The sequence below is a fragment of the Enterobacter sp. V87_3 genome (assembly GCF_029967835.1).
Taxonomy (GTDB): Bacteria; Pseudomonadota; Gammaproteobacteria; order Enterobacterales; family Enterobacteriaceae; genus Enterobacter; species Enterobacter cancerogenus.
This window is the reverse complement of record NZ_JASCAM010000023.1, coordinates 48,916-69,017: the sequence shown is the minus strand read 5'-3', so window position 1 is coordinate 69,017 and position 20,102 is coordinate 48,916. Positions and strand designations below refer to the sequence as shown.

General features: G+C 56.9%; 19 protein-coding genes. 11 read left to right on the top strand and 8 right to left on the bottom strand.

Annotation, left to right across the window (positions count from 1 at the left end; translation table 11 throughout):
• Positions 1-133 precede the first annotated feature (133 nt).
• From sra to QLG21_RS11325, 4 genes are all read right to left on the bottom strand, one after another.
• The gene (gene sra, locus QLG21_RS11340; RefSeq protein WP_006175351.1) at positions 134-271 is read right to left on the bottom strand and encodes a stationary-phase-induced ribosome-associated protein; all 138 of its coding nucleotides are present in this window, start codon (positions 269-271) and stop codon (positions 134-136) included.
• Positions 272-366: 95 nt separating this feature from the next.
• Complete coding sequence (bdm, locus tag QLG21_RS11335; RefSeq protein ID WP_042319838.1) at positions 367-582, bottom strand: biofilm-dependent modulation protein; 216 nt, start codon at positions 580-582, stop codon at positions 367-369.
• A gap of 141 nt (positions 583-723) precedes the next feature.
• Complete coding sequence (locus QLG21_RS11330; protein ID WP_101737698.1) at positions 724-1,245, bottom strand: VOC family protein; 522 nt, start codon at positions 1,243-1,245, stop codon at positions 724-726.
• 50 nt (positions 1,246-1,295) lie between these two features.
• Positions 1,296-2,147, bottom strand: coding sequence for a Vmh family MBL fold metallo-hydrolase (locus tag QLG21_RS11325; protein WP_282484541.1), 852 nt, complete (start codon positions 2,145-2,147; stop codon positions 1,296-1,298).
• 111 nt (positions 2,148-2,258) lie between these two features.
• Between QLG21_RS11325 and QLG21_RS11320 the strand changes: the two genes are divergently transcribed.
• The 8 genes from QLG21_RS11320 (at position 2,259) to dsbG (ending at position 10,486) form a co-directional block, all read left to right on the top strand.
• Positions 2,259-3,173: a LysR family transcriptional regulator gene (locus QLG21_RS11320; protein ID WP_282484428.1), complete on the top strand. Its 915-nt coding sequence runs from the start codon at positions 2,259-2,261 to the stop codon at positions 3,171-3,173.
• A gap of 42 nt (positions 3,174-3,215) precedes the next feature.
• The gene (locus QLG21_RS11315) at positions 3,216-3,644 is read left to right on the top strand and encodes an OsmC family protein (protein ID WP_006175342.1); all 429 of its coding nucleotides are present in this window, start codon (positions 3,216-3,218) and stop codon (positions 3,642-3,644) included.
• 126 nt (positions 3,645-3,770) lie between these two features.
• Positions 3,771-5,252: an alpha/beta hydrolase gene (locus QLG21_RS11310; protein WP_282484427.1), complete on the top strand. Its 1,482-nt coding sequence runs from the start codon at positions 3,771-3,773 to the stop codon at positions 5,250-5,252.
• Positions 5,253-5,345: 93 nt separating this feature from the next.
• Positions 5,346-6,557, top strand: a complete 1,212-nt coding sequence (locus QLG21_RS11305; RefSeq protein ID WP_282484426.1) for a diguanylate phosphodiesterase — start codon at positions 5,346-5,348, stop codon at positions 6,555-6,557.
• 100 nt (positions 6,558-6,657) lie between these two features.
• Complete coding sequence (locus QLG21_RS11300) at positions 6,658-7,035, top strand: hypothetical protein (RefSeq protein ID WP_282484425.1); 378 nt, start codon at positions 6,658-6,660, stop codon at positions 7,033-7,035.
• 46 nt (positions 7,036-7,081) lie between these two features.
• Positions 7,082-9,106, top strand: coding sequence for a protein-disulfide reductase DsbD domain-containing protein (locus QLG21_RS11295; protein ID WP_282484424.1), 2,025 nt, complete (start codon positions 7,082-7,084; stop codon positions 9,104-9,106).
• A 4-nt stretch (positions 9,107-9,110) separates the two neighbouring features.
• Positions 9,111-9,731 carry a DsbA family protein gene (locus QLG21_RS11290; protein WP_282484540.1) on the top strand — a complete coding sequence of 207 codons (621 nt, stop codon included), beginning with the start codon at positions 9,111-9,113 and terminating at the stop codon, positions 9,729-9,731.
• Entirely contained in the window at positions 9,728-10,486 is a 759-nt protein-coding gene (dsbG, locus tag QLG21_RS11285) for a thiol:disulfide interchange protein DsbG (protein ID WP_058608769.1), read from the top strand. The genes QLG21_RS11290 and dsbG overlap by 4 nt, the downstream gene beginning before the upstream one ends.
• Positions 10,487-10,542: 56 nt before the next feature.
• On the opposite strand, the gene QLG21_RS11280 is transcribed toward dsbG, so the two are convergent.
• The 3 genes from QLG21_RS11280 to QLG21_RS11270 all read right to left on the bottom strand — a co-directional run bounded on the left by QLG21_RS11280 (position 10,543) and on the right by QLG21_RS11270 (position 13,736).
• On the bottom strand, positions 10,543-11,835 hold the full coding sequence (locus tag QLG21_RS11280; protein WP_282484423.1) for a glycoside hydrolase family 10 protein: 1,293 nt from the start codon (positions 11,833-11,835) through the stop codon (positions 10,543-10,545).
• A gap of 7 nt (positions 11,836-11,842) precedes the next feature.
• Positions 11,843-12,130, bottom strand: coding sequence for a VF530 family protein (locus tag QLG21_RS11275; protein ID WP_006175326.1), 288 nt, complete (start codon positions 12,128-12,130; stop codon positions 11,843-11,845).
• Between the two features lie 124 nt (positions 12,131-12,254).
• Complete coding sequence (locus QLG21_RS11270) at positions 12,255-13,736, bottom strand: UbiD family decarboxylase (RefSeq protein ID WP_282484422.1); 1,482 nt, start codon at positions 13,734-13,736, stop codon at positions 12,255-12,257.
• Positions 13,737-13,853: 117 nt separating this feature from the next.
• Between QLG21_RS11270 and QLG21_RS11265 the strand changes: the two genes are divergently transcribed.
• Positions 13,854-14,738, top strand: coding sequence for a LysR substrate-binding domain-containing protein (locus QLG21_RS11265; RefSeq protein WP_282484421.1), 885 nt, complete (start codon positions 13,854-13,856; stop codon positions 14,736-14,738).
• Here QLG21_RS11265 and QLG21_RS11260 read toward each other — a convergent pair whose 3' ends face one another.
• Positions 14,739-15,623: an SDR family oxidoreductase gene (locus tag QLG21_RS11260; RefSeq protein WP_042319827.1), complete on the bottom strand. Its 885-nt coding sequence runs from the start codon at positions 15,621-15,623 to the stop codon at positions 14,739-14,741.
• A gap of 211 nt (positions 15,624-15,834) precedes the next feature.
• Here QLG21_RS11260 and treZ point away from each other — a divergent pair, with 211 nt between their 5' ends.
• Both treZ and treY read left to right on the top strand, forming a co-directional pair.
• Positions 15,835-17,622: a malto-oligosyltrehalose trehalohydrolase gene (gene treZ / locus QLG21_RS11255; protein WP_282484420.1), complete on the top strand. Its 1,788-nt coding sequence runs from the start codon at positions 15,835-15,837 to the stop codon at positions 17,620-17,622.
• Positions 17,619-20,087: a malto-oligosyltrehalose synthase gene (gene treY, locus QLG21_RS11250; RefSeq protein WP_282484419.1), complete on the top strand. Its 2,469-nt coding sequence runs from the start codon at positions 17,619-17,621 to the stop codon at positions 20,085-20,087. The genes treZ and treY overlap by 4 nt, the downstream gene beginning before the upstream one ends.
• Positions 20,088-20,102: the final 15 nt, after the last annotated feature.

Here is a 20,102-nt window from a genome sequence, read left to right as displayed (position 1 = left end):
GTTTGTCATCTTTCTGGCCTGTGCTGCGGGGTGGGGTCGGGCGGTATTATAAAGGAGGTAAATGGTAATTACCGCAAACCATAAAAAAAACACCACCGGGGTGACCGATGGTGTTGTGGATCCTTAACGGGACTTACTTACCTGCGTGGCGTTTTCTGCCGGTAGCGTGGGTGACTTGCTTCTCGCTGTCGCCCTCAATCACCACTTTACGCTGGTTAGAGAGTTTGTAGTCCAGCCCCAGAATGTGGCGTGCCTGACGGTTCGATTTCATATTTACTCCTCAATCCTGTTGATAGTTTTAAGGACAAGTTTGCTTACGCAAACGAAATGTAACCCCTTAGGTTGCAGATCCAGCATAGCAGATTTTTACAACGGGGCATTACGCCCGCTGACAACATAGTTAATGGTCTGCTGGTAGATGTCACTGAGGATGTCATTGTCTGTGGCTTCCACCCACCGGGTCAGTTCCATCAAAATGTCATCTTCAGTAACAGCACCGTGCTCGGCGTGAAGACCCTGCGCGATTGCGTTGACCAGTTCGGGCTGAGCTGCTGTGGTGTGTGCCGGATAATAAGTAAACATGCTGCCTCCGTGTCGTTGTCTGTTTAATGTTACGGCTTGCAAAATCTTAATTCACAAACAGAGTGACAAATATTTTTCGCGTTGTGGCTCAGATTCGTCCTGGAAATAAAAATATCATTTTCCATAGCACAGAATTAAAATTCAGGGTTTCCAACGGCGTAATTTTGTCGTTTTTTCAAAAGGCATCGGAGAGGGCCAGGAGATCAATTCCACCACGCTTCCCCACGGGGTCTGGCCATAGCAGAAAGCATTGCCGTCGCCCTGTTCAGCCGGGAACGTGAGCGGCTTGGGTTGGGTAAACATTTCTCCCCCTGCGGCGGTGAAGGCGGAGATGGCTTTTTTAAAATCATCCACATACACGGCAAAGTGCTGGAGGCCAAAGTCGCTGGCGCGGGCGGGGTGCCCCTGTTCAGGGCCGTGCATTTCGAACAGCTCAACGCCCGGGCCGTGTGGCATAGCCAGCATACGGATGGCGCGGATTTTTGTGCCGGGAAATAACCTTAATGTTTTTTCCTGCGCATCATGGTCAATATTTTCACTGCCGGGGTCAACCGAGTGGTATAAAACCGTTGCGTCGAATGCCTGTTTAAAAAAGAGGGTGGCCTGTTCAATATCAGGAACCGTAATACCAATGTGGTCAATACCGCGAACTGACGAAGTCATCATTTCCTCCTGCTATAAAAAAATAAATATAGCAGGAGGTATTCAGTTCATTACCATTTCATCTCGCCGGTATTCACTTTGGCGCTCAGCTCAAGCGAGCTCTCTTCTGCAAGCGCGGGGTACACTTTTTTCATTGCAGCGATCGCGCCTGCGGAGTCTTTATGCTCCTCCAGGGTTTTCTCAAACTGGGCCAGATAAGCTTTGGTAAAGTCTATGGCCCCGGTACCGGCTGGCGGCGTACCGAGATAATGCCCCGGGATCACGCGCTCTGGCTGATGCGCGGCCATATTCTCCAGCGTCTGCTGCCATTGCTGACGGCTGGCTTTGGTTTGCGTATCCGCCGTCCAGACGTGAATCCCCCAGGAGACGCCGGTGCCGCCCAGAATCGTTTTGGTCGACGGGATCCACACGTACGCCGCGTAGCTTTCAGGCTCTTCGATATCGACCTTCTCGCCGTCAATCATAAAAGTGTTTGAGGCAATGACCTGCGGCACCACAAGTTTAGCGGGCGCGCCGTCTTTCATCTGGGGTCCCCAGAAGGCGAGCTTGGCCTCTTTCGTGGCGTTGATATGATCAACGACCTGTTGCGTGGCAACCACTTTGGCATTCGGGAAAGCGCTGACCAGCGGCTGCAGGCCGAAGTAGAAATCCGGATCGCCGGAAGTGATCACAATCTTGTTGAGGGTTTTGCCGGTGCGGCGGATTTTTTCCACCAGCGCTTCACCGTCTTTCACGCTGAACTGTGCGTCAAACAGCACAGCCTCTGTCGGCCCGGAGACCAGCGTCGAGGAGACTGCGAAAATACCTTTCTCCTGCGGGTTATAAGTATCAATGGTTAACGGTGCGGCAAAAACCGCTGGGGTGAAGAGGGTGCACAGCAATGCAAGGCGAGTGAGCTTCATCATGTTGTCTCTGTTATTCGGGAAAGACTCTATTGTACGGATTTCACCATTTGCCAGAATTCCTGAAACAAGACATGCTTAGTTTCATAAATCGAGCAGATGGAGCATAAGATGGATCGCGTTATTGCCGCTCAGGTCTATAACCGCATTTGCGAACTGGGGAGCCTGAGCGCGGCGGCACGGGCGCTGGGGATCTCCCGTCCGATGGTGAGCCGTTATCTGGAGCAGATGGAAAAATGGGCGGGAACACGGCTGGTTAACCGTTCAACCCGCAAACTGACGCTGACGGCGGCGGGTGAAAAAGTGCTGCAAAAAACCCGCACGCTCTCGCAAATTTCCCAGGAGATTGAGGATCAGTCTGCGAAAGACTCCCCCGCGGGCACGCTGCGGGTGGCCTGCGCGCATTTTACCGCCATGCAAATCATTTCGCCGGTGCTACCCGGGCTGCTTGCGCGTTATCCCCAGCTGCGTATTGAGCTGGACGTCAACAACCATCCGGTAAGCCTGGTGGGCGAGCGTATCGATGTGGCGATCCGCATCACCGATAATCCTGAGCCAGGCATGATCGCCCGCCGGCTGGGGGAGTGCGATTCGGTACTCTGCGCCTCTCCACGTTATCTCGCAGAGGCGGGTACGCCGCAACAGCTTGAGGAATTGATGCAGCACAACTGCCTGCACTACAGCTTTTTCGCCGGGCAGTCGTGGCGCTTTGTCAGCCCACTGGGGGAGCTGGTTTCTACAGCGGTAAGCGGCAATCTGAGTGCCAGCATTTCGTCGCTGCTGATGGAGGCGGCCATTAACCACTGCGGCATTGCGATGCTGCCGGAGCGTGAGGCGCGAGATGCCTTACAGACGGGGCAACTGGTGCCAGTGCTGAGCGCCTACACGCCCAAAGCGATCGGGATTTTCGGTATTTATCAGTCGCGTGACTACCAGCCCGCCGCGCAGCGGGTGTTCCTCGATGCGCTGGCGGCATATCTGGCACCCTTGTCAGACTCGTCTGTCTTTCCTGCAGAAAACGCGTAGCGTCCTATACTTATCTCTTTGTAAGCCAAAAGGAGAGCAAGAATGACGATTCATAAGCACGGTTCAGCACACTGGTCTGGCGACATTAAGCGCGGCAAAGGGACGGTTTCCACAGAGAGCGGCGTCCTTAACCAGCAACCTTACGGCTTTAATACCCGTTTCGAAGGGGAAAAGGGCACTAACCCGGAAGAGCTGATTGGCGCGGCACACGCGGCCTGTTTCTCCATGGCGCTGTCGCTGATGCTGGGCGAAAGCGGCTACACGGCGGATTCCATTGACACCACGGCGGACGTGTCGCTCGACAAGACCGACAGTGGTTTTGCAATCAGCAAAATCGCGCTGAAAAGCAAAGTCACGGTGCCTGGCATCGATCCTCAGCAGTTTGACGGCATCATTCAGAAAGCCAAAGCCGGCTGCCCGGTATCGCAGGTGCTGAAAGCGGAAATCACCCTTGATTACACGCTGAACTAAGTCAGAGCCGGGCGATGCCCGGCTTTTTCCTGTCTCTCATCCGCCTTTCATACACCTCATCAATACTCCAGACGTTTCGCTTTTTTGTTAAGATAGTAAAACTGTGATTATCAAAGGGATATCGGCATGGCGAATTTGCCCTGGCGTGTCAGCGTGCGTCTGATCGTTCTTGCAAAAAAAGTGGCAATGGTGCTGGGGATCGTGCTGATTGTGCTCCTCGCGGTGCGGGTTTACCTCTCGCAGCAAGGCCCGGCGCTGCATCTCTGGCATACCTGGCGCGCCGATGAGCTGTCAGCCCCTGAGATGGATAAGGCCACATTTGCGCAGTACCTCACCCGCGAAAAGGCCATTTTCGCCAGCCTGGATGCTGAGGTGACGTCGAAGACCGACGCGACAGAGCGCACGCCGCTTAACCGCTACGCCCGCCAGAGCCTTGTCTGGCCCGGGCAGTTCACCCCTGATGCCAACCGTTCCATGGTTCTGATGCCTGCCGGGAAGCCTCGCGGGGCCGTCGTGCTGTTGCACGGGCTGACGGACTCGCCCTACAGCGTCAGGCATCTGGCCATTCGCTACCAGCAGCACGGCTTTGTGGCGGTGGTGCCGCGTCTGCCCGGTCACGGCACGGCCCCCGGCGCGCTGACGAATGTGGACTGGGAGATGTGGCTGGCCGCCACCCGCCTTGCCGTGCGTGAGGCTACCCGTCTTGGTGGCGATGTTCCGCTGCATCTGGTGGGCTATTCCAACGGCGGGGCGCTGGCGATGAAATACGCCCTCGACGCGCTGGACAACCCGCAGCTTCGTAAACCCCAGCAACTGGTCCTGCTGTCGCCGATGATTGGCGTGACCGCGTTTGCCCGATTTGCCGGGTTAGCCGGGCTACCGGCAATGCTCCCCGCCTTTGCCAAGGCGGCCTGGCTTAACATTTCGCCGGAATATAATCCTTATAAATACAACTCGTTTCCGGTTAACGCCGCGCGTCAGTCCTGGCTGCTGACCCAGGCTCTGCAGCAGCAGCTGACCCGCGACAGCAAAGAGAACAGGCTTGACGCACTGCCGCCCGTGCTGGCATTTCAGTCGGTAATGGATTCCACGGTTAGCACCCGCGCCGTGGTCACCAAATTGTTCGATCGGCTTCCGGCTAACGGCAGCGAGCTGGTGATGTTTGACATCAACCAGGCCGCGAGCTTCCGTCCGTTGTTCAGACCCTCGTCCTGGACTGCCGTCTCTGAACTGCTGCCTCCGGCAGTAAGGCGTTACACTGTCACGGTTATCACGAATGACGGCCCGCACAGTTTCAATACCGTGGCGAAAACCACGCCAGCAGGCCGTACGGCTGAAACGTCCGTGGCGCTGTCGCTGCCTTACCCGCAGGACGTCTACTCGCTGTCGCACGTGGCGGTGCCGTTCCCGCCGGATGACGATCTCTATGGCCGTCAGCCTGAGGTGAAGAACCGCTATGGCATCAGCCTCGGGACCATTGCGCTGTGGGGCGAAACCTCGGTACTGAGCGTGGGTAAAGAGGCGCTGATGCGCGTCACCTCTAATCCGTTCTACAGCTATATGCAGGGGCGCATTGATACGCTGAGCGAGCCGGTGAAAAGTCGTTAAACATTGGTATGACTTATGTATATATATTAGTTCAGCCGCTTGCAGTATGCTGAACCTTCGCTTTCAGCGTTTTTAACTTTGGAACCCGTTGCTGTGCTGACTACACTCATTTATCGAAGCCGGTTACATTCATCCTGTGATGCCGCTCAGCTGGGTGCGCTGGTTGAGCGGGCTAAGATCCGCAATACGGGTCTGAACATCACCGGCATTTTGCTCTCCAATGGGCATGAAATTCTGCAAATCCTCGAAGGAAAGGAAGAGAGCGTCGTTAAGCTTTTCCTGAAGATTCGGGAGGACAAACGCCACCGCGATGTTGTTGAACTGATGCGTGACTATGGTCCGCGCAGGCGGTTTGAGCATGTCGGCATGTTGCTGTTTGATTTGCAGGTTAAATCTCCGAAGGACATTCTCCAGTCGGTGCTGCATTACAGCAAGCTGGAAAGCTATCTCGCCTCCGACGATCGGGTTTTCAAGTTTATCCAGTCGTTTATCAATCGAAAAGGGCCAGCAAATCCCGGCACGACCTTTGATGCCAGTCAATGGACGCTGTCCCGTGAGCGCGCCCCGTTTGCCACCGGCGTGGGCCTGCTGGCCGATCAGTCCTGCCAGTTTGCTCTCCAGCCGATCGTGGAGCCTGCGGAAGGTAAAATCAGCTCCCTCGAGGCCCTGATACGCGGCAATGACGGCGGCAGCCCGGAACATTTCTTTCAGGCGCTCGATCCGGAAAAAATCTACGAAGTTGACCTCCAGACAAAAGCTTACGCATTTGCGCTGGCGGAAAAGCTGGGAATAGGCGGGCATAAAATCGCCGTGAATCTGCTGCCCATGTCACTCGTCAAAGTGCCCGGTGCGGTCGAATTTCTGGTGGATCAAATTAAGATCCACGGGCTTCAGCCGGAGCAGGTGGTGATTGAGGTGACGGAAAATGAGATCATTTCCGGTTTCAACCAGTTCAACAGCGCCATCAAGCAACTCCGGGCGGAGGGCATTGGTCTGGCAATTGATGATTTTGGCTCCGGGTATGCCGGACTGTCACTGCTGACGAAATTCCAGCCGGATAAAATCAAGATCGACCGTGAGATTGTCAGCGATATCCACCTTAGCGGCCCGAAGCAGGCCATCGTGAAATCGATTGTCAGTTGCTGCACCGATCTGGAAATCACCCTGGTGGCGGAAGGCATCGAGAAGCTGGAAGAGTGGTGCTGGCTCGAATCGGCGGGCATTCGCCGTTTCCAGGGGTTCTTGTTTGCCCGCCCTCAGCTGAACGGCGTAGGGGACATTCACTGGCCGCATATGATGCGCTGACGCGTACATAAACGCGTCGCCAGACAAAACCTTACACGCCGGGGCTTGTAGATTCATCGCTATCGTTTATGATCCAAGCGTTCAATCATTATGGAAACTTATGCGCAACCGTCCGCTTCTCGGTAAATGGCTTTTGATAATCACCTGTCTGGCGATGGCGCTTTGCCTGGTTCAGCGGGCGGTCTATCTCAACCATTTTTTGCAGGGGCTGGAAAAGCAGGCGCAAACGGTACTGATGACTGACGGGGCGGATCACACCTCCGACTCAGAGCAGTCTGGCCCATCACCGTGTCAGCTTGGCGCGCACTCCCTGCTGTGCGCCCAGCCGTTGTTCTTCGACGGCGCGCTGCCCGCCATCGTGATCTTCTTCGCGCTGCTGCACCTGGTTACCCAGGCGCGCGCGTGGGTTTACCGGGAACAGCCTGTTCAGGCCCCGCCTCCCCGAATACACCTCAAAAACTGCGTCTTCCGTGAGTGAAAACATCGTTACCACACGATAATTTTCACTAATCACGGAGTAAAACATGTTTAACGTCTTCAGGGGCTTTATCCTCCTGTTGCTGTCCTGCATTGGCATCGCACATGCGGCAGACACAGGCTGGTTAACCTCCCCACAAAACGATCACGCCCGGGTTCGCGTCCAGGCGGAAAAGCGCCAGCACGACACAGTGGCATTACTTACCGTCGAGCTGCAGCCCGGCTGGAAAACCTACTGGCGTTCGCCGGGCGAGGGCGGCGTTGCCCCACAAATTAACTGGCCGAAAGGCGTCCAGGACACCTGGCATTGGCCCGTTCCCTCGCGCTTTGACATCTCGGGCCTGACCACCCAGGGTTTCCACGATAAGGTCGTCATCCCGATGACCCTGACCGGCCTGAACAGCGATACGCTGGATGGCACGCTGACGCTCTCTACCTGTAGCAATGTCTGTCTGCTGACGGACTACAAGCTGCACCTGGATTTCAACGCGCCCGTTGATGCGGGGTTCCAGGACGCTTTTGACGATGCCATGCGTGCCATACCGGGGGACTCGGGCGTTTCTTCCCATCTCGAGGCCTGGCTATCCGGCGACAAACTGGTGGTGACGGGCACGACGGACGGCGAGTGGCATAATCCTGGGATCTACTTTGACCCGCTGGAGGGCGATATCCTGCCCGGCGAGCCGGTGATTAAGCACACCGGCAATCAGCTGCGCGTCACGGTGCCGGTGACCGATGAGTGGGGAGATAAGCCCGCTACGCTTGAAGGAAAAAAACTGTCGTTTGTGCTGACCAACGGCGACAAGGCTCAGGAAACCGTGATGACCGTGGGCGCGGAACCCGCCGCTCAGGGGCGTTCAACGAACCTCTTCAGCATGCTGGCTTTTGCACTGCTCGGCGGGGTGATCCTGAACCTGATGCCCTGCGTACTGCCGGTTATGGGAATGAAGCTGAGCAGCGTGCTGCACGCTGGATCCGACAGGCGCAAGATCAGGGTACGTTTCCTGGCGACGACCGCCGGTATTCTGACCTCCTTTGCGTTGCTGGCCGCGATGGTGACGGCCCTGAAGCTGACCGGCGCTTCGCTCGGATGGGGCATTCAGTTCCAGAATCCCTGGTTTATCGGTCTGATGGTCGCGGTGACATTCATTTTTGCGATGAATTTGTTTGGCGCGTTTGAAATGCTGCTGCCTTCTGCCGCAGCCGGTCGGCTGGCAACGGCAGGTGGCTCAGGCTTAACGGGCAGTTTTTATGAGGGCATGTTCGCCACGCTGCTCGCCACGCCGTGCTCCGCGCCATTCCTGGGGACCGCCGTGGCCTTTGCGCTGGCGTCACCCTTGCCGACGCTGTGGCTGATCTTCCTGATGCTTGGCGTGGGGATGAGCTTGCCCTGGCTGTTTGTCGCGCTGATCCCGAAAACCGCCATGCTGCTGCCACATCCGGGACGCTGGATGAATACGCTCAAGATCATTCTCGGGGCGATGATGCTGGCGTCCAGTCTCTGGCTGGCGACGTTGCTCCAGCAGCATTTGGGTAACGTTATAAGCCACGTCATCATGCTTGTCATGATCGTGGTGGCGATCGTGATTTACGCCCGAATTGGGCAAAAAAACGCGCCGATCTTCTGGTTGGTGGTGATGTCGCTGGCAGTCTTTGGCGGCTACCAGTTGCGTGGGCTGGTGCTCGCGGAGCCTGCTTCCCGGAGCGAGGCCAGCAGAGCAGCGATCCCGTGGCAACCCTTAACCGAGGAGGCTATTCAGCGCGCGCTGGCGCAGGGGAAACGCGTGTTCGTGGATATTTCCGCTGACTGGTGCGTGACCTGCAAGGTTAACGAACATCGGGTGTTAAACCAGCCTGAGGTGATTGCCGCCCTGAGTGAGCCGGACGTGGTGGCCCTGCGCGGTGACTGGAGCAAGCCTTCGCCGCTGATTGCCGATTTCCTCGCCAGACGAAACCGCTACGCCATCCCGTTCAACGAGGTTTCTGGCCCCGGCAAGCCCGACGGCGTGATCCTCTCGCCGCTGCTCGACAAACGCTCCCTGATCGCCACGCTGAATAACGCCAAAGGTTAACATGATGAAAAAATTAGTGATTACACTGCTGCTGCTTTTTACCGCCGTTCAGGCGATGGCCGCAGATGCGCTTACGCCGGAGCAGGCGCAGGAGCAGCGCGCGCAGAAGATTGTCTTTGACTTCTTGTTTAACGATCCGAATTCCCCGCGCATCGGGGCTACAAAACCCCAGCTGACGCTGGTGGTGTTCACCGACTACAACTGCCCCTACTGCAAAAAATTCGATCCTTATCTGGAAAAGATTGTAGAAAAACATCCGGAGGTGGCAGTGGTGTATAAGTTTCTGCCATACCGCGCTGAGAGTTCCGTTACGGCGGCTCGTGACGCCTTAACCCTCTGGCGCAGCCATCCCGGGCAATTTATGAAATTTAACGATACTCTGATGGCGAAAAAGGGTTACCACGACGACGCCAGTATTCAGGAGGCCCAGAAACGGGCGGGGGTCAACATCACGGCCCCGGATGACGAAAGCCTGATTACGATCAAACGCAGCCTGTTGATCGCGGAAAAACTCGGTATTCAGGGCACGCCCGCAACGCTCATCGGTGATGTCCTGTTGCCCGGCTGGGTTCCCTATGAACAATTCGATGAAATCGTCAGCGACGCACTCCGGAGAGGAAAATGAAAAAACGACTGTTACTTTCACTGCTGATGGCATCCGGCCTGACGCAGGCCGCTGAGGCCGTGCCGGAGGTGGTTAAGCACTTCAGCGAGCAGCAAAACATTACGATCATCAAGAAAATCGATGCCCCCGGCGGGGCACCGGCCTGGCTTGGACAATATCAGGATATGGGCGTGACACTCTTTTTAACGCCCGACGGCAGGCACGTGATTTCCGGTTATCTGTATGATGAGAAGGGCAAAAACCTCAGCGAGGACTATTTCCAGAAGGAGATCTACGCTCCGCTGGGCCGGGAGATGTGGAAGAAGCTGAACGCCGCGCAGCCGTTGAAAGAGGGGGCGGATACCGCGCCGCGCAAAGTATTCGTGTTCGCCGATCCGTTCTGTCCGTACTGCAAAGCCTTCTGGTCTGCCGCGCAGCCGTGGGTGAAGGCGGACAAGGTTCAGCTGAATACGCTGCTGGTTGCGTTTCTCAACCCTCAAAGCGGGCGTAACGCGTCCCTGATCCTCAATGCCAGGGATCCGGTCAACGCCTGGAAAGAGTATGAGCTTTCCGGTGGCAAAAAATTACCGAAAAACGAGGGTAAGGCGTCGCGTGAGACCGTTGCGCTGTTACAGCAGCATCAGCAGTTAATGGACAGCCTCGGGGCGAATGCCACGCCCGCGATTTATTATCTCAACGCCGATAACGAGCTACAGCAGGTGGTAGGAATGCCGGACGAGAAACAGCTGGAGGCGATGTTCGGGCCTAAACCCTAATCAAATCAGGCAGAAACAGGACGTTTCTGCCTGCCTATTTGGCTTAATTTTTTGTCTTAACGTCCCCAGCGGCCCCTGAGGTACGTCACCGCGTCCTGCGTCTGGGGCTGATTGAGATAGTCTTCGCGGAACAGAATGGTGCCGTTGACGTTAGGCAGCGAATCGTTCAAATCGAGCTGTTTTTTCAGCTCCGGCACGCCGCCATTCACCGTCCAGTCTGGCTCTTTTTTGGATGGCGCGCCCACCTTATAGAACGCAATGCCGATATACAGGCGAGTATGGGTCGGTTTTACGACGTCGGCCCACCATTTTGTCAGCACGTCATAGCGCGCCGCATCCCGCGAGAATGGCCAGTAGATCTGCGGCGCAATGTAGTCCAGCAGCCCCTGCTGCACCCACTGACGCGTGTCAGCGTAGGACTCATCATAAGCCGCCGCACCGCGCGTGTCGGACCCGGCCGGGTCGTACGAACGGTTGCGCCACACGCCTGCCGGGCTTACGCCAAACTCAACGTCCGGCTTAAGCTGCTTAATGGCTCTGGAGACCTGAACGATAAGCTGATGGGTGTTGTGACGACGCCAGTCGGCTTTCGAACTGAATCCCTGACCATATTGCCGGTAAGTCTGCGCGTCATTCAGGGTTGAGCCGGGCGTTTCGGTATAAAAGTAATCATCAAACTGCACGCCGTCGATGGCATAGTGCGCGACCACCTCGGACACCACCTGGGTTATCCAGTCCCTGACCTCAGGAATGCCGGGGTCGAGCACGAAGCGGTCGCCGGAAACGCGTACCCACTCGGGGTGCTGCACGTAGACGCTGGAAGGGTGCAGCGATGCGGTGCGGTTGAGTTCAGCAACGGTTGACGGTTTTATATTGGTGGATACCCGGTAGGGATTGAACCAGGCGTGAACTTTCATACCGCGCTTATGGGCTTCGTCCAGCATAAACTGCAGTGGATCGTAGCCGGGGTATTCGCCAATTTTCCCTGTCAGGGTGTCTGACCATGGCAGGATTTTAGATGACCAGAGCGCGGTGCTGTCGGGCTTCACCTGGAAAAAGACGGTGTTAATGCCGAGGGTGTGGAGCTTGTCCAGCTTATCCGTCAGCGCCCGTTTTTGCTGTGCAACGCGCTGATCGGCATTGAGGGTGTTAACCGACGATACCGGCGGCCAGTCAAGTCGGGAGACCGTCGCCAGCCAGATCCCGCGCATCGGTTCATGAGTCCGGGGCGTCGGTTTATTCGCCGACGGCAGTGGGGTAACCAGCGATTTCGGTGGTTTTGAGGCGCAACTAACAAGTAAAAGTGCACAACCCACCAGCGCACCAATCCGTTTTACATGTTGTGTCATGGATGTATTAGCTCTTCGTGATCCGGCTGTTGGCCCAGGGATTAAAGGCTGGCTCAGGCTGTGGTTCAACGTCATCGTCATTGAGTGAGTCCAGATACAGCGCTTCCACTTCGGCGCGCGCCCACGGGGTACGCCTCAGGAATTTTAAGCTCGATTTGACGCTGGGATCTTTTCTGAAACAGTTAATTTTGATTCGATTGCCTAATTCGCTCCAGCCGTAGCGCGCAACCAGCGCGGTTACCTGCATTTCCAGGGTTACGCCGTGGAGAGGGTCTTTCGAAACGTGTGCAGTCATAGCGCGTCCGGATGTCTTAAAAAGTGTGGGGGAAAGCAACGAAGAGAAGGGTACAAGAAAGGCGGGAAAGCAGCAATTTTCGCGTGCGTTTCTTCACCCCCGAGGGGGTGAAGAAAGAGGGCTGTCAGGATTTAAACAGATTGGGCGCCCACGGGCGCGGGTCAACCTCCATAAACGGTGCACGCTCGAACCGGGATTTCAGCGCCCAGGGGACCGTGCAGTCAAATATCGTCTTGCAGGTAATGCCGTTGCCACGGATCGAGGTGCTGTAGTCGGGGGCCTGAGACGGATCCAACTGATGTCCGCGAATGCCGGGCAGATGGGTGATGCTGACGTCGCCCTGCATCCGGGTCGTCATGGCCCACAGGATGTCATCGCTGTCGAAAATATCCACGTCCTCATCCACGAGAATAATGTTTTTAAGCTCAGAGTAGGTGGCTAACGCGATCAGCGCCGCCTGACCCTGACGCCCCTCGTCCGAGGGCTGACGTTTTTTCACCTGTAAAATACCGAGGAATTTCCCGCCGCCCGCGGTGTGTGCATAGACGTTTTGCAGAAAGCCCGGAATAGCCTCTTCCACGGCGTTACGGATGCTGGCCTCGGTAGGCAGGCCGGCAAGCGTGGTATGTTCCTCCCCGGGGCCGACCAGCGTTTGCAGGATGGCCTGATGGCGCATGGTCACTGCTTTAACCTTGATGACCGGCAGGGAGGGGTTCGCTTCACCGCAGTAGCCGGGGAATTCCGGCATCGCATGGCCGGTATTAGTATGCTGATCTTCCCTGACGCGCACGCCCGGCAACAGTTCGCCTTCAATGATGATCTCGGCGCGAGCAATGGCTTTTGCATTGACGGACACGCCCTGGACCAGCTCAACCGGATGTTGACGTAACGCGCCCGCCACGCCCAGCTCGTTATAGCCAAACGGCGTGGTCGGTGCCTCAAAGCACGCGCCAATATAGATAGCCGGATCCAGCCCCATATTGATGGTGACCGGCAACGGCTTACCGGCCGCTTCGGCTTTCTGACGAAAGACCTCGATGTGTCGCCCGGCGGCAAGGAACATGGAAAGTTCATCGCGCTCCTGCACGCAAAGACGGTGAATGGTCACGTCGGTCAGCGAAGCGTCTTCCGGATCGCTTGCCAGCACCAGCCCAAGGCAGAAAAACGGACCGGCATCAATCGGCGTGTTAGTGGGCGCAGGCAGCAGCTTGCGGAGATCGAAATCAGGATCGTCAGCGTAAAATACCTGCTCCTGACACGGTGCCTGGGCTGCCGGGACGACTACCGGGGCAATCGGTTTTTTTACCGCCTGGCCTACGTGTTTCGCCAGTTCGGAGGGTTCGCACCCTAACAGCAGCGCCGCTCTTTCCCGGCTGGCATGCATCCCCACCAGAATGCGGGAATCCGGGTAGCCCTTGATGCTATTGAACATCATTGCCGGGCCAATGCGCGTAGGGCGTTTTACCGTGCCGCCTGCGCCAACGTGGCGATAGACGCCCGCCAGCTCGGCGTTGGGGTCGACCGGATGGTTGGTTTCAATATATTGCCCCTCGTGGCGTTGCAGTAATGCGATGGCGCTTCTGAGATCGTTGACTGGCTTTTCCATACTGTCCTCCCTTGTGTGAATGCCTCCATTGTCAGGGGATTAATAATCTCTATCAATTGCATCATTACTGCTATTTTGATATGAAATTTAATATCGATTGGTTTGCGGAGTGGCTTTATGCAGTTTCGTTTGATGCGTCATTTCATTACGGTGGCTGAAGAGCTGCACATGCACCGGGCCGCAGAACGCCTGAACATGGCGCAACCGGCGCTCAGCCAGCAGATTAAGTCCCTTGAGACGCAGCTGGGCGTCACGCTCTTTAGCCGGGCGAACCGGCGGCTGACGCTTACGCCCGCAGGGGAGGCCTTTCTGACCAAAGCCAGGCTGGCCATCGCCATGACAGAGCAGGCCATTCTGGATGCCAGGCAAACCGCCAGAGGCGAGCAGGGCATACTGAACCTGGGGTGCGTCTCCAGCGCGATGTTTGAGGCGAAACTGCCTGCCGTGCTTCGTCATTTTCATGCGCGGTGGCCTAACGTCACGCTTTCCATGACGACCGGAAATGTGCAGAACCTTTATGCCTCAATTCAGCGTAACGATCTGGACGTGGCGATTGTCCGCGCGCCGCTGCCCGCGCTTCCTGACGATTTGCAGAGCATTTATTTTGCCGGGGAGAAAAGCATTCTGGCGTTGTACAGCGAACATCCGCTGGCAACGTCCGCTGCGCTGACGCTGGCATCGCTTAAAGGGGAGAAATGGATTGCCCTGCGCGATCCGCAGGGCATGGGGCTGGAGCAGTATTTCAATGATGTCTGTGCCGGAGCAGGGATCCAACCCAGCGTGGTTCAACAGGCGAGCGATGTGCCTACCGTGGTGAGCCTTGTGTCCGCGGGGTTTGGTATCGCCTTGCTCCCCGCGTCAGCCAGGACGTTACGCGTTGAAAACGTGGTCTATATCGATATCCTCGATCGCATTAAAGAGAGCGAACTGACGCTGATTTGTCACCGTTTCATTCGCTCTGAAGTGCTGAAGAAATTCTTAACCACGCTTGCTCAGGCGTAATTACGCTACGCCCGTGCCGCCGTCCGAACACCAGACCTGGCCAGAGGCATAGGAGCAGGTATCCGAGGCAAAAAGGACATACAGCGGGGCGATTTCAACAGGCTGGCCCGGTCTCCCCAGCGGCGTGTCTTTGCCGAAAGACTGAACCTTCGACTGAGGCTGGCCGCCGCTCGACTGCAGGGGCGTCCAGTACGGACCCGGCGCCACGGCGTTTACCCGAATACCGCGCGGCCCAAGCTGCTTAGCGAGAGACTTAGTAAACGCCACGTTGCAGGCTTTGGTCTGGGCATAATCCACCAGAATCTCACTCGGTTTGAAGGCCTGAACGGAAGAGGTATTGATGATAACCGCCCCCTCTTTTAGATGACGCAGCGCGGCTTTGGTGATCCAGAACGGCGCGTAAACGTTAGTCTTGAACGTCGCATCAAAATCGGCGGTGGTGAGATCTTCAATCGATTCACAGTACTGCTGACGGCCTGCGTTATTAACCAGAATATCCAGCCCGCCCAGCTCCGCCACGGCCTTTTCAACCAGCGTATCGCAGAACGACTCAACGCGAATATCGCCCGGAATGGCGACGGCTTTACGACCCTCTGCCTGAATCAGGGCAATCACCGACGCTGCGTCGGACTCTTCCTCAGGAAGGTAGCCAATCGCGACGTCAGCACCTTCACGCGCATAAGCGATGGCCACCGCGCGCCCGATACCAGAGTCACCGCCGGTGATGAGGGCTTTTTTCCCTTCCAGTTTGCCTGAACCGATATAGCTGGTTTCACCATGATCCGGAATAGGCTTCATTTCTGATGCCAGTCCGGGGGCCTGCTGTGGCTGTTCCACAAATGGCGGGCGAGGGTAATGCAAAGTGGGGTTAGTTCCTGTCGTCATATCGGCCTCCTTAGTGATGAATTTCAAGCGTAGCCGGAAATGCGACCTGGACGGGCAAAACGCGGAAAATCAGATAAATCTATATTCCCTCGCCAAAAAGCCTAAACCCCGCAGTTTGGGCGGTTAACGTACGCCCGCCGTAACACTCTTCCATTCCTGAACTAAGCTTGTACTTCGTTGGGCGTAAATTAGGGTCAATCGAGGACAATAAATGGAATTCAGGACATTTCACACACGCTGGGGCGCTGAGTTCATCTCCTCTGACGTCGTACGTTTTCGCGTCTGGGCTGAAGGACAACAGGATCTCACGCTGCGTCTTACGGAAACCGATATTCCCATGGTGGCGACAGGGCATGGCTGGTTCCAGGTCGACGTACCGGATGTGAAGCACGGGACAGAGTATCAGTTTGTTTTGCAGGACGGCTTAGCTATTCCCGATCCCGCTTCGCGAGCCCAGAAAGGGGATGTTAACGGACCTTCCATTGTCATCGATTCGGGGCGTTATCCTCACGCTCACCCTGACTGGAAAGGACGCCCGTGGGAAGAGACGGTGATTTACGAACTTCATATCGGCACCTTCACCCCGCAGGGCACGTTCCTTGCAGCGATTGATAAGCTGCCTTACCTGGTGGAACTGGGTGTTACGCAGCTTGAAGTGATGCCCGTCTCGCAGTTTGGCGGTGCGCGCGGCTGGGGATACGACGGCGTATTACTGTATGCGCCGCACTCGGCCTACGGCACGCCGGAAGATTTCCACGCCTTTATCGATGCCGCGCACGGGCTGGGGTTGTCGGTAGTGCTGGATATCGTCCTTAACCACTTCGGCCCCGAAGGTAACTACCTGCCTTTGCTGTCGCCTGCCTTTTTCGACCCGGAGCGCATGACGCCGTGGGGCAACGGTATTGCCTACCAGACCGAGGCGGTCAGGCGATACATTGTCGACGCACCGCTTTACTGGCTGACTGAATATCATCTGGACGGTTTACGCTTTGATGCCATTGACCAGATCCACGACCCGTCTGAAACCCCTGTACTGGAAGAGATTGCCGACCGCATTCGGGAGGTGATTCCTGACCGGCATATTCATCTCACCACCGAAGACAGCCGCAACGTGATTTTTCTGCATCCCCGGGATGCGCAAGGCGAAACGCCACGCTTTACCGCCGAGTGGAACGATGATTTTCACAATGCCGCCCACGTTTTTGCGACCGGCGAAACGCATGCCTACTATCAGGACTTTGCGGATCGGCCTGAGGAAAAATTCGCCCGCGCGCTGGCGGAAGGGTTTGTCTACCAGGGCGAGGTATCTCTCCAGACCGGCGAACCGCGCGGCGTAGATTGCCGCAGCCAGCCGCCGCAGTTCTTCGTCGATTTTATTCAAAACCACGATCAAACCGGCAACCGCGCACAGGGAGAGCGGCTTATCACCCTGGCAGGGCCGGAAAAAACCCGCGTTCTGCTGGCCGCGCTGTTGCTTTCACCGCATATTCCGCTGCTGTTTATGGGCGAAGAGTTTGGCGAAACCCATCCGTTTTTGTTTTTCACCGACTTCCATGGCGACCTGGCGAAAGCCGTGCGGGAAGGGCGCGCCAAAGAGTTTTCTGGCCACTCGGGACATGATGAGACCGTCCCGGATCCGAACGATCTGAACACCTTTATGCGCTCAAAAATCAACTGGAATAACGTGGCGACGGATGAGGGCAAGACGTGGCTACGCTTTACGCGCCACCTGCTTACCCTGCGCCATGCTCATATCGTGCCGTTACTTCGCCAGGGCGGTACCGTTGAGGGCACCGTGGTGCAGACGGCACCCGGCATGGTGGCGGTAAGCTGGCGCTTCCCGTCCGGGACGCTTTCTCTGGCGCTGAATATTGCAGAGACGTCCGCTGCATTGCCCGATCTTCCCGGCGAAACGCTGTTTGCCTGGCCTGAACCGGGCGACGCGTTGCCCCCGTACAGCGCCGTTGTCCGCTTTGCTGAAGGAGAAGCATCGTTATGATCCCTGCCGCCACGTACCGTATTCAGTTTCGCAATGGCATGACCTTCGATCGCGTTGTCGAACTGGTGCCCTATTTTAAAGACCTCGGCATTAGCCACCTGTACGCCTCACCGATATTTACGGCGACGTCCGGCTCGACGCACGGCTATGACGTGACCGATCCCAACGAGATCGATCCGGCCATTGGCGGACGAGAAGGCTTTGACCGCATGGCGGCCGCGCTGAAACAGGCGGGCATGGGGCTGATTCTTGATATCGTCCCCAACCACATGTCGACCTCGCTGGAAAACCTCTGGTGGCGAGACGTGATCGAACATGGCAGCCAGAGCCGCTATGCGCACTACTTTGATATCGACTGGTCGCGCCCGCTCACGCTGCCGTTCCTGGGCGACACCTTTGAGGCCGAACTGGAGAAGGGTGCCATTACCTTACAGCGTGACAGTGTCACCGATAAGGCGTCGCTGGTGTATTATGATGCGGTGTATCCGCTTAACCCCGGCACCTTCTCTGAAGATAAGAGCATTGCAGAGCTGCACGAGGCGCAGAGCTGGCAACTGATGTCCTGGCGCGAGGCACCCAAACAGCTCTCATGGCGACGCTTCTTTGAGATAACGGGGCTGGTGGGTGTCAGGGTGGAAGATGACGCAGTGTTTGACGACACGCATCGTCTGATCCTTGAGCTGGTTCACGCCGGTATCGTTGATGGCCTGCGCATTGACCATATCGACGGTCTTGCAGACCCGCTGGGGTATCTCAACCGTCTGCGTGAGGCGACCGGGCCAGACTGCTATATCACGGTGGAGAAAATACTGGCGAAAGGTGAACAACTGCCCGCTGACTGGCCGGTATCGGGCACCACCGGGTACGAGTTTATCGCCTCGCTGGCGGAGGTGCTGGTGGATGACAACAGCCTTGAGCGGCTGGAGAAAATTCACGATGAGACGCTGGGTACGACGGTTGATCGACACGCAGAATTGCGGGATGCCAAAGGTCTGATGACCGATCGCAATTTCGAAGGCGAATTCACCACGCTGCTTACCATCGCAACGGAGCTTGCACAGCACAACGGCGCGGAGATCCCGGTTGAGGAGATCCGCCATGCGCTGCGCGAGCTGCTGATCGCGTTTCCTGTCTACCGTACCTACGGCACCGCAGAGGGCTTAACGCCGAGCGATGTCGTGCTGCTTAATCGCGTGGTTGCCAGCGTTAACACTTCGGAACCTGCGCTGAGTCTGATTGTGCACATTCTTACCGGCGACCTCCCGGAGCGCGACCGCGATGCCGCCACGCTGTTCAGAACCCGTTTCCAGCAGCTGACCGGCCCGCTGATGGCGAAATCCGTCGAAGACACGCTGTTCTTCAGGAACAACCTGGAGCTTGCCCTGAACGAGGTGGGGGCCGATCCCACGCCTCGCGCTTTCTCGATATCGCGTTTTCATCAGGAAATGCGCATCCGTCTGGCCCGTCAGCCCGATGCGCTGCTTGGCACCTCAACCCACGATACCAAGCGTGGGGAAGATACGCGGGCGCGTCTTTACACCCTGACCGAAGCGCCGGAACAGTGGGGAGAAAACCTGGCGCGCTGGCGAAAGATGAACCAGACCCAGGTGCGTTTCCTCAATGACGGCACCGCGCCGAACGCCGCGGATACCTGGATGATCTATCAGGCGCTGGCGGGGGTGTGGCCCGCCACGCTCTCTCCGGATGACCACGACGGCCTTAAATCGCTCGAAACGCGCTTCCTGGGCTTTATCGAAAAAGCGCTGCGCGAGGCCAAACAGCGCACCGACTGGATCGACAGCAACGAGAGCTATGAGAACGTGGTGATGGATTACGTCCGGCATCTCCTCTCGCCGGATAACACTGTGTTCCTGCATGATTTCAGTGAAAGCCTGCAGCCGTTTATTCGCGCAGGCCTGATGAACAGCCTGAGCCAGACGGCGATCAAACTGACCGCACCAGGCGTACCCGATATCTACCAGGGCAGCGAGGCGCTTAACTTCAGCCTTGTCGACCCGGATAACCGACGCGAGCCGGACTTCGCGACGCTGGTACAGGATCTCAGCACCCTGGATGCAAGCGTATTTGACCATGAGCAGTGCTGGCGAGATGGCCGCGTGAAGCAGTATGTCACCGCCACGCTGCTGCGCCTCAGACCGCACTATTCAGCGCTGTTCCGCTACGGCGACTGGCTGCCGCTCAAGGTGACCGGCGAGCGCGAAGAGAACCTGATTGCCTATGCCCGCGTTAAGGATGGCGAGGCGCTGATTGTTGCCGTGCCGCGTCTGGTCTTTAACGTCACCACAAATGAAAAACTGTGGACCAACACGACGGTAGCCCTGCCAGCCGAGCTGGCCGGAAAGCGTTACCGGGATCTGTTTACCGGCGAAAGCCGCCTTCTGCAAGACACTCTGGATTTGACATCAGAAACAGGATGTTTAGTGGTACTGCTTACCTGCGAATAATCGTGGAGAAATAAA